Consider the following 9,547-nt stretch of genomic DNA (forward strand, 5'->3'; position numbering starts at 1 on the left):
GCGCGAACAGACGCCGGGGCGGGGTCCGAAGACCCCGCCCCGGCTGCACCTTGAGATCCGTCCGGGCCCGGCACGTCAGGGCGGCACGTGACCTTCGGACCGACGCGGCGCGGACTGGCTGCCCCCGACGTGCCGTTGTCTACTGGCCACGTGTCGTGCTGAGCGACCCCGGAACAGCGCGGCAGGTCCGCGCCGCCCCGCCGACCCCCACCCCCTGGACCTGGCGTACGCGGGCATCCACGAGCGGGTGCGGGCGTGGCCAGTGGGCGAAGGAACGAAGCGAACAACAACCGCTTCCCGGAACAGGACTTGAAGACGGTACGACGCACCCCCGGCCGTCTGTCAACCGGTGTCCCCGTGTCCGGGCGTGTCGCGTCACCCGGGCGTGTCTCAGCCGTCCGGCGACGCCGCCGACAGCGCGTCGACCAGCCCCGCCGCGGCCACCGGGTACGCCCCGGCGAGCAGCCCCGCCGCGGCGAGCACGTACTGCGCGTCGACCACCCGCCGGGCCGTCACCGGCGCCGCCCAGCCACCGGCGGTGTCACCCAGCACCGCCGCCAGCACCGCGTCGCCGCCGCCGTGCCGCAGCACCCCGCCCGAGCCGATGACCAGCCGCACGTCGCGCAGGTCCCGCCCGCCGGTGCGCGGCAGCCCGGGCCCGGCCGAGTGCCCGCGGGCGTGCCGCCGCAACGCGATCATCGCCGCGGTCGCCGCCAGCTGCCGGTCGGTCGCCGCGTCGTACGGCCGCCCGCCGCCGATCTCCGGCGCCGGCAGCCGCTCCGCCGCGGCGGCCGCGACCACCCCCGGCGCGCCCACACCGACACCCAGGTCCCCCTCGACGGTCCGGGAACGCCACAACGTGCCCGCCACGTCCCGGCGCGGCCCGGTCTCCAGCTCCGCGTCGGGCACCAGCGCCGAGTACACGTCGGTGGTGGCCCCGCCCACGTCGACGACCAGCACCCCGGCGCCGCACCGGTCGGCCAGCAGCTCCACCCCGGCCAGCACCGCGTCCGGCGTGGCCGCGCGCACCAGCGCAGCGAACCGGCCGCCGCGCGACAGCCGTTTGCCGCCGATGACGTGCCGCAGGAACACCTGCCGGATCGCCGCGCGGGCCGGCCCCGGATCGAGGACCCCGATCCGGGGCAGCACGTTGCCCGTCACGGTCACCGGCACCCGCCGATCGGTCAGCAGCGCCGCGGCCTGCCCACGCACCTCGGCGTTGCCCGCCAGCACCACCGGCACCCGCAACCGGGCGGTGCCCAACCGGCGGGCGTTGTGCAGCAGCACCTCGCCGTCGCCGCCGTCGGTGCCACCGACCAGCAGGATCACGTCCGGACGCGCCGCGCGCAGCGCCGCCACCGCGCGCCCGTCCAGCGGGCCCGCCGCCACGTGCACCACCTGCGCACCCGCCGACAGCCCCACCCGGTGCCCGGCCTCGGCGGTGACCAGCGCCTCGTACCCGACGACCGCCAGCCGCAGCCCGCCACCGGCCGACGAGCACACGAACAGCTCGCCGGCGCCGCCGACGGCGGCGACCGCGGCGTCCAGACCGGTCAGCACGTCAGTGTCCGCAGTCGTCGGCACCTCCGCACGCCGGACCAGCCGCCCCGACTCCAGATCGACCAGGCAGGCCTTGGTGCAGGTCGACCCGACGTCGACACAGATCGCCGGCTTCACGCCTTCGCGGGCACGACCACGGTGCCCGTGGCGGTCACCGCGACGATCGGCTCGGGCAGCACCGCCGCGGCCGAGCCGCCGGTGCCCCGGCACACCACCGCCGCGGTGAACGCGATCGTCCGCGACCGGGTGCCCATCCGGGTCACCGTCGCCGTGACCTCCAGAACGTCGCCGGCCTGCACCGGCGCGGCGAACTGCACGTCGGAGTACGAGGCGAACAGCCCCTCGTCGCCGTCGAGCCGGATGCACACCTCGGTGGCGACGTCGCCGAACAACCCCAGCGAGTACGCCCCGTCGACCAGGTTCCCGGCGTAGTGCGCGTGCGAGTACGGCACGTACCGGCGATGCGTCACAGTGATCATGATGTGCTCCCCACGAGGGCGTGCACGAGGTACGAGGCGACCTCGCGCGGAGTCGTACCCCGGCCGAAGATCCGGTCCACGCCCAGCTCGCCGGCCATCAGCTCGTCGAACCGGGGCCCGCCGACGATCAGCAGCGGCCGCTTACCGGCCGGCATCGCCTCGCGGAACGCCGCGGTCATCGCCCGGGTGTTCTGCAGGTGCGCGTCGCGCTGGGTCACCACCTGCGAGACCAGCACCGCGTCGGCCTTCTGCGCCCGGGCGGTCTCCACCAGCTCCGGCACCGACACCTGCGCGCCCATGTTGGTCACCGCCAGCTCCCGGTAGTACTCCAGACCCTTCTCCCCGGCGATGCCCTTGAGGTTCAGGATCGCGTCGATGCCCACGGTGTGCGCGTCCGTGCCGATGCACGCGCCGACCACGTTCAGCCGCCGCCGCAGCCTCCGCTTGATCACCGCGTTGATCTCCTTGGCGCTCAGCAGCGGGAAATCCCGCTCGACCACCTGCACCTTGTCGGTGTCGACCAGGTGACCCACCCGGCCGTAGACCACGAAGAAGGTGAACCCGTCACCCATCGCCCTGGCGTGCACCAGCAGCGCCGGATCCATGCCCATCTTGTTGGCCAGCTGCACCGCCGCGCCCTCGGCCCGCTTGTCGTGCCGGATCGGCAGCGTGAACGACAGCTGCACCATCCCGTCGCCGGTGGTGTCGCCGTAGGGCCGGACGATGCTCATGCGCCACCCTCCAGGGCCACCGTGACAGGGTTGTAGTAGCCGTCCTCGTGCTCGGCGACACCGTCCAGGCCCTTGCCCCGGTCCGCCGGCCGCTTCATGATCCCGAACGTGCCGTCGGCGATCGCGTTCAGCATCGTGTCGTCGACGATCGCCTCCAGCAGCTCGATCGCCTCACCGAGCACCGCATGCGCCCGCGACTGGATGAACCCGCCCGGCGCCGGCACGAAATCCTCGTGCAGGTTGCCCGCCCCGTTGAGCACATACCGCACGTTCTGCAGCGCGATGTCGCGGTCGGACAGCCACGGCGTCACCACCGCCTCGGTCATCATCCCCACCAGCAGGATGCCCTGCCCGGTCAGCGCACCCACCAGGTTGAAGAACCCGTCGAGCAGGTTGCCGCGGAACACATCGCCGGTCATGTGCTTGGTCGGCGGCATCCACTTCAGCGGCGCGTCCGGGAACAGCTCGCGCGCCAGCAGCGCGTGCGCCAGCTCCAGCCGGAACGACTCCGGCAGCTCCGGGTTGATCTCGAACGCGTGCCCCAGCCCCAGCTGCCAGTCCGCCAGCCCCGCCTCGTGCGCGAAGAACTCGTTGAGCAGCTGCGACACCGTCACCGTGTGCGCCGCCTCCACCGCGTCGGCGGTGGTCAGATAGTTGTCCTCACCGGTGTTGATGATGATCCCGGCGCGCGCGTGCACCTGCCGGGAGAACCGCTGGTCCACAAACGTGCGGATCGGGTTGATGTCGCGGAACAGGATGCCGTACATGCTGTCGTTGAGCATCATGTCCAGCCGCTCCATCCCGGCCAGCGCGGCGATCTCCGGCATGCACAGCCCCGACGCATAGTTGGTCAGCCGCACGTACCGGCCCAGCTCCTTGGACGTCTCGTCCAGCGCCGCCCGCATCAGCCGGAAGTTCTCCTGCGTGGCGTAGGTGCCGGCGAAACCCTCCCGGGTCGCGCCCTCGGGCACATAGTCCAGCAGCGACTGCCCCGTCGAACGGATCACCGCGATCACGTCCGCGCCGGCCCGGGCCGCCGCCTGCGCCTGCGGGATGTCCTCGTAGATGTCACCGGTCGCCACGATCAGATAGATCCACGGCCGCTGCTCCGGGTCACCCAGCCGCTTGATCAGCCGGTCCCGCTCCGCCCGCCGCCGGTCGATGACCTTCAACCCGCCATCGGTCGCCCGGCGCGCCGCCCGCCGGGCCGCGGCCAGCTCGGCCTTCCGCTCCGGTACGGCGAACGTCACCGCCCCCGCCGCGGCCTTCTGCGCCAGCACCGTCACATCCTCCAGCCCGTGCGCCGCCAGGGCATGGAACACCGGCACCGCCACCCCCCGGCCCAGACCCACGTCCGCGCGCACGGCATCCACCAGCCGGTTCACCCACGGGATGCCGTCGGAATCCGCCCCCGACACCCCGGCCAGCCGCAGCACCGCCCGCTCCACCGACACCGTCGTGTGCGAGCGCGCCAGATCCACCACCGGCTGCCCGGCCCGCGCGGCGAGCGCCCTTGCCCGCTGCACGACCCGCGGGTCCAGCCCCAGCTTGTTCACGTCACTCCTCGAAGATCGTCTCGCCGTGCAACACCGTGCGCCGGCACACCGGCCGCGCCGGTTGTTCCCCGTCCACCCCGGCCAACAGCACCGGCAGTCCCCCGTCCGACCACCCCGCCGCCGCCCCTGACCTGCCTGAAGGCTGTCCCTCGACCCCGGCCGGGGTCTCCCACACCGCGAACGTCGCCGACCGCCCCGGCGTCAGCACCCCCACGTCGTCGATCCCCGCCGCCCGCCAGCCGCCCCGGGTGCTCGCCCCGAACGCCGAGCGCACACTCATCCGGTACGCCGGGTTCCGCGGCGCCGCGGCCGCCACCACCGCCGCCCACGGATCCAGCACCGTCACCGGCGAATCCGAGCCGAACGCCAGCGACACCCCGACGGCGTACATCGCCCCGATCGGGTTGCTCGCCAACGACCGCTCGACACCCAGCCGCTGCGCGTACATCCGGTCCGGGCCACCCCAGAGTGCGTCGAAGACCGGCTGCACGCTGGCCACCACCCCGAACTCCACCATCCGGGCGATCATCGCCTTGTCCGCCAGCTCCACATGCTCGATCCGGTGCCGGCCCTCCCGCAACCGGTCCACCCCCACCCACCTGGCCGCCAGCGCGAACCCGTCCAGCACCGCCTCGATCGCCGCGTCACCGATCGCGTGGAACCCGCCCTGCACCCCCACCTCGATGCACTCCAGCAGATGCTCACCGGCCTGCTCGGCGGTCAGGAACGCCACACCGCACCCGCCACCGTCGTGATACGCCGCCCGCACCGACGCCGTGCGCGACCCCAGCGCCCCGTCGGCGTACAGGTCACCGCCGGCACCGACCGCACCCAGCTCCTTCGCCCTGGCGGCCCCACCGAGCTCACCCCAGTAACCGACCACCTGCGGCAGACCCCGCCCGGACCACGCCAGCGCCGAAGCGAAGTCCGCCTCGCTGGACGTGCCGGGACCGCCGCACTCGTGCACCGACGCCACCCCCCGCGAGGCCGCCAGCCGCAACGCCGAGCGCTGCGCCGCCGTGCGCTGCGCCGCGCTCAGCGACCCCAGCGCCACCGCCCGCACCGCATGATGCGCATGCTCCTTGACCAGCCCCGACCCCGCATCCACCCCGGGACACACCGCCAGCAGCGACCGCGACACCAACGCCGCATGCACCGACGCCTGCGACAGATACACCCGCCGCCCACCCGCCGCCCGCTCCAGCTCATCCGCCGACGGCAGATCCTGCACGGCCCACGTCGACTCGTCCCACCCGTGCCCGTGCACCACCCCGTCGGCCGGCCGGGTCCGCGCGAACGCCGCCACCGCCTCGAGCAGCGCCGCCGCCGACCCGATCCCGGACAGGTCCAGCCCGTCGGCGGCCAGCCCGGTATCGGTCAGGTGCACGTGTGCGTCCACGAACGCCGGCGTCACCAGCCCACCGGCCAGCTCCACCGTCACATCCGCCGCCGGGGCGTCGGCCACCGCGCCCAGCCAGGCGATCCGCCCGTCACGCACCAGCATCGCCGACGCCCGCGGCTCCGCCGCCGAGTAGAACCGACCGTTCGCATACAGCACCGAAGGGGAAATCATGACCGTCAGTGTGCCGAAATCCGGGCCTCGAACAACGCCCGCACCGCCGGAGTGCGCCGCACCACATCCAGCGCGAACGCCGCGTGCCCCGGCACGTAGCCGTTGCCCACCAGCATCGTCACGTCCGCCGCCAGGCCCTCCGCGCCCAGCGCCGCCGCCGGGAAACTCGTCGCCATCGAGAAGAAGACCACCGTGCCGCCCGCCGCGGTCGCCAGGATCGCCCCGTGCTCACAGCCCGGCACGTCCACACACACCACCGTCACCGTCGCCGGCTCACCCAGCGCCGCCACCACCGCCGACGAGACCGCCAGCGGATCCCGCGCGTCGGCGACCACAACGTGATCGGCCAGCCCGGCCCCCCGCAGTGCCTCGCGCTCGGCCTCCGAGACCACCACCCCGACGGTACGGGCACCCGCCAGCCGCGCCGCCGTCAACGCCAGCGACCCGCTCTTGCCCGCCCCGCCCAGCACCGCCACCGACACCGGGCCGGCCGCCGCATGCCCGCGCACCACCCGGTCGGTCAGCGCCGGCGCCCCGCACACGTCGAACACCGCCAGGGCCAGCTCCGGCGCCAGGTCCTCCGGCAGCACCGCCACCACGGACCGGCCGAACAGGATCGCGTGCCCCGCCGCCGGCACCTGCTCGCTCGCGCCGTCCCAGCCGGCCAGGCCGTCGGAGACCGCCAACGGGGTCAGGGTCAGCGACACCAGCGTGGCCACCCGGTCACCCACTTTCACCGGCAGGGGCGACTCGGGGCCGACCTCGTCGACCACCCCGATCAGCATGCCGCCGGAACCCGTCACCGGGTTGTGCATCTTCCCGCGCGTACCGATGATCTCCAGGACCTCGGCCCGGACGGCCGCGCCGTCCCCGCCGTGCTTGGTCGCCAGCTGCCGGAAGCTCGCCGCATCCAGGTTCAGCCGCTCCAGCCGGATCCGCACCTCGTCCGCGCCCAGCTCCGGCGAGGCGTCCAGGCGCCACGCCGCCTGCGGCAGCACGCCCGCGGGCTCCAGCACCCGCGACAGGCCCACAGGAAACGTCATGCCCACCATCCTCACGAGAAACAACCTGCCATTCGGTCGTCACACCGTAAATCCTCCGGGGCGACGGTTACTAGACCGCAGATTCTCCAGTATCGTCGATCACGATCGCTCCCCGACCCCAGGAGTCCCCGTTGACCGAGCTCAAGAACGACGTGGCCACCGCGGCCGGGCAGCCCTACGACTACCGGCGCCGCCCCCTGACCGAACCCGACTGGACCCGCTTCCCCGGCTGGCGCGACGTCACCACCGCCCAGTGGGAATCCGCCCAATGGCAACGCGTCAACTGCGTCAAGAACGTCAAACAGCTCCGCGCGCTCATGGGCGACCTGCTCGACGAACGCTTCTACGCCGACCTCGAAACCGACATGCAGCGCCTGGCCACCATGTCGATGCTGGTGCCGCCGCAGATGCTCAACACCATGGTGCCCGACCGGACCCCCGACACGGAGTCGTTCTACGCCGACCCGATCCGGCGCTACATGATCCCCGTCGCCACCGACCGGCACCTCGACTGGCCGTCACACCCGCACGCCAGCCGCGACTCCCTGCACGAGCACGACATGTGGGTCGCCGAGGGCCTCACCCACCGCTACCCCACCAAGGTCCTCGCCGAACTGCTCAGCACCTGCCCGCAGTACTGCGGCCACTGCACCCGGATGGACCTGGTCGGCAACAGCACCCCGACCGTCGACAAACTCAAGCTCACCCTCAAACCGGTCGACCGGTACGACGCCCACCTCGCCTACCTCAAGGCCCACCCCGGCGTCCGCGACGTGGTCGTCTCCGGCGGCGACGTCGCCAACGTGCCGTGGAAACAGCTCGAGGCGTACCTGATGGGTTTGCTCTCGGTCCCCACCGTCCGCGACATCCGGCTGGCCACCAAGGCCCTGGCCGGCCTGCCCCAGCACTGGCTGCAGGGCGACGTCGTCGAAGGACTGCACCGGGTCGCCGTCACCGCCGAACGCCGCGGCGTCAACCTCGCCGTGCACACCCACGTCAACCACGTGAACTCGCTGACCCCGCTGGTCGCCCGCGCCTCCCGGATGCTGCTGGAGGTCGGCGTCCGCGACGTACGCAACCAGGGCGTGCTCATGCGCGGCGTCAACGCCACCACCGCCGACCTGCTCGACCTGTGCTTCGGCCTGCAGGGCGAGACGGGCATCCTGCCGTACTACTTCTACATGTGCGACATGATCCCCAACGCCGAGCACTGGCGCGTGCCGGTCTGGTACGCCCAGCAGCTGCAGCACGACATGATGGGCTACCTGCCCGGCTACGCCACCCCGCGGATCGTCTGCGACGTGCCGTTCGTCGGCAAGCGCTGGGTGCACATGCTCGCCGAGTACGACCGCGAGCACGGCATCTCCTACTGGACCAAGAACTACCGCACGTCCATCGAGACCACCGACGACGAGGCCCTCACCAAGCTGTACGCCTACTACGACCCGATCGACACGCTGCCGGAATCCGGCCAGGACTGGTGGCGCAAGCAGCAGACCGCCGAGTAACCGCCGGCACGCAGAAGGCCCCCGGGACCGTCGTCCCGGGGGCCTCGCTCATGGGGCAGCTCAGCTGAAGGCGTCCTTGACGTCCTTGCCGGCGTCCTTGACGTGCTCGCCCGCCTGCTTGGCGTGCGCCGAGGTCTCCTGAGCCTGACCCTCGGCGACCAGCCGCTCGTTGTCGGTGGCGTCGCCGATGCCCTGCTTCGCCTTGCCGGTCAGCTCTTCGGCCTTGTTCTTGACCTTGTCAGTGAAGCTCATCGTTACCTCTCCAAAGACTCGAACTTGCTTGTTCTTGTCGGTGAAAAGGTGCCCGAAGGGCTCCATTCTGAAACGCCACCCTCCCAGGGTGCGGTGTCGCACTACCTCTAAAGCATCCTAGGATCCTTGGATGAGTGTCCTTCGGCTCGCTTGTGCCCGGGCCTGGGCACTGGGTCTCGCCGGGCCGAAGAGACCGTCAAACTCCCCCGAGATCTCCGTGGCGGGATGAATCAACGCTGGAGAGGTTCTTCCCGCTCGACGGCACCGCGTTGGATCTGATCGCGCACAAGATCGGCCTTGGTTTGCTGGTCGGGACGGTGCGGTTCCGGGGGCACTTGCTGACCGAAAACCCCTCGATGTGCCGCGGTCGGCGGTGGAGTACGTGGCCGACCAGTTGGAGATCGCGGATCCGTCGGTGGTCAGGCGATGCACCGAGCGGCAGCGGACGCCGTAGGAGCATTCGTGGGAGATCCGGGCGCCGCGACTTCAGCGACGCGGGCGCGAGTCGCTCGGGGAGTTCATGGGGCGCGGGCGTGGATCCATGCCGAGCGCGCGGTGGCGTTGTTCGAGCAGACGAGGGCACGCCGAGCGGGCGCCGTGAAGCCGTTACATGAGCGTGCTGCCGGTCCACCGGCCACCAGGACAGCGCGGTGCCGGGCGGTCCGGTCGACTCTTACACCGTTCAGTGCCGTCGCAGCCTCAGCGGCAGCCCTTCCCGCAGATCTTGATGAGCTAAAACGTTCCAGCCACACCGCCGAGTAGCCGGAGGGAGTTTCACCCTCCGGCCCTCACAGATCCGTACGTGACAGTCTCCTGTCATACGGCTCTTGTCGTCCTGATCATCA

At 71.9% G+C, this 9,547-nt stretch carries 8 protein-coding genes; 1 reads left to right on the plus strand and 7 read right to left on the minus strand.

Features of this window, described 5'->3' with window-relative positions:
* Positions 1 to 390: 390 nt before the first annotated feature.
* The 6 genes from ACIBQZ_RS29950 to ACIBQZ_RS29975 are packed head-to-tail and all read right to left on the minus strand — an operon-like array spanning position 391 to position 6,942.
* Positions 391 to 1,677 (minus strand): glutamate mutase L, encoded by a 1,287-nt coding sequence (locus tag ACIBQZ_RS29950; RefSeq protein ID WP_396092153.1) that lies wholly within the window; start codon positions 1,675 to 1,677, stop codon positions 391 to 393.
* Positions 1,674 to 2,039 carry a hotdog domain-containing protein gene (locus ACIBQZ_RS29955; protein WP_396092154.1) on the minus strand — a complete coding sequence of 122 codons (366 nt, stop codon included), beginning with the start codon at positions 2,037 to 2,039 and terminating at the stop codon, positions 1,674 to 1,676. The genes ACIBQZ_RS29950 and ACIBQZ_RS29955 overlap by 4 nt, the downstream gene beginning before the upstream one ends.
* Positions 2,036 to 2,770: an OAM dimerization domain-containing protein gene (locus ACIBQZ_RS29960; protein ID WP_396092155.1), complete on the minus strand. Its 735-nt coding sequence runs from the start codon at positions 2,768 to 2,770 to the stop codon at positions 2,036 to 2,038. Before ACIBQZ_RS29960 ends, ACIBQZ_RS29955 begins: the two co-directional genes overlap by 4 nt.
* Positions 2,767 to 4,326, minus strand: coding sequence for a lysine 5,6-aminomutase subunit alpha (locus tag ACIBQZ_RS29965; protein ID WP_396092156.1), 1,560 nt, complete (start codon positions 4,324 to 4,326; stop codon positions 2,767 to 2,769). The genes ACIBQZ_RS29960 and ACIBQZ_RS29965 overlap by 4 nt, the downstream gene beginning before the upstream one ends.
* A gap of 1 nt (position 4,327) precedes the next feature.
* Positions 4,328 to 5,899 carry an amidohydrolase gene (locus tag ACIBQZ_RS29970; protein ID WP_396092157.1) on the minus strand — a complete coding sequence of 524 codons (1,572 nt, stop codon included), beginning with the start codon at positions 5,897 to 5,899 and terminating at the stop codon, positions 4,328 to 4,330.
* A gap of 5 nt (positions 5,900 to 5,904) precedes the next feature.
* Positions 5,905 to 6,942, minus strand: coding sequence for an L-erythro-3,5-diaminohexanoate dehydrogenase (locus tag ACIBQZ_RS29975; RefSeq protein ID WP_396092158.1), 1,038 nt, complete (start codon positions 6,940 to 6,942; stop codon positions 5,905 to 5,907).
* A 131-nt stretch (positions 6,943 to 7,073) separates the two neighbouring features.
* On the opposite strand from ACIBQZ_RS29975, the gene ACIBQZ_RS29980 reads away from it, so the two are divergent.
* The gene (locus ACIBQZ_RS29980) at positions 7,074 to 8,450 is read left to right on the plus strand and encodes a KamA family radical SAM protein (protein ID WP_396092159.1); all 1,377 of its coding nucleotides are present in this window, start codon (positions 7,074 to 7,076) and stop codon (positions 8,448 to 8,450) included.
* A 60-nt stretch (positions 8,451 to 8,510) separates the two neighbouring features.
* Here the strand turns inward: ACIBQZ_RS29980 and ACIBQZ_RS29985 are convergent, their stop codons facing one another.
* A complete protein-coding gene (locus ACIBQZ_RS29985) occupies positions 8,511 to 8,702 on the minus strand; it encodes a CsbD family protein (RefSeq protein ID WP_396092160.1) in 192 nt (63 codons plus the stop codon).
* Positions 8,703 to 9,547 lie beyond the last annotated feature (845 nt).

The sequence above is a fragment of the Actinoplanes sp. NPDC049599 genome, from assembly GCF_044465625.1.
GTDB lineage: Bacteria > Actinomycetota > Actinomycetes > Mycobacteriales > Micromonosporaceae > Actinoplanes.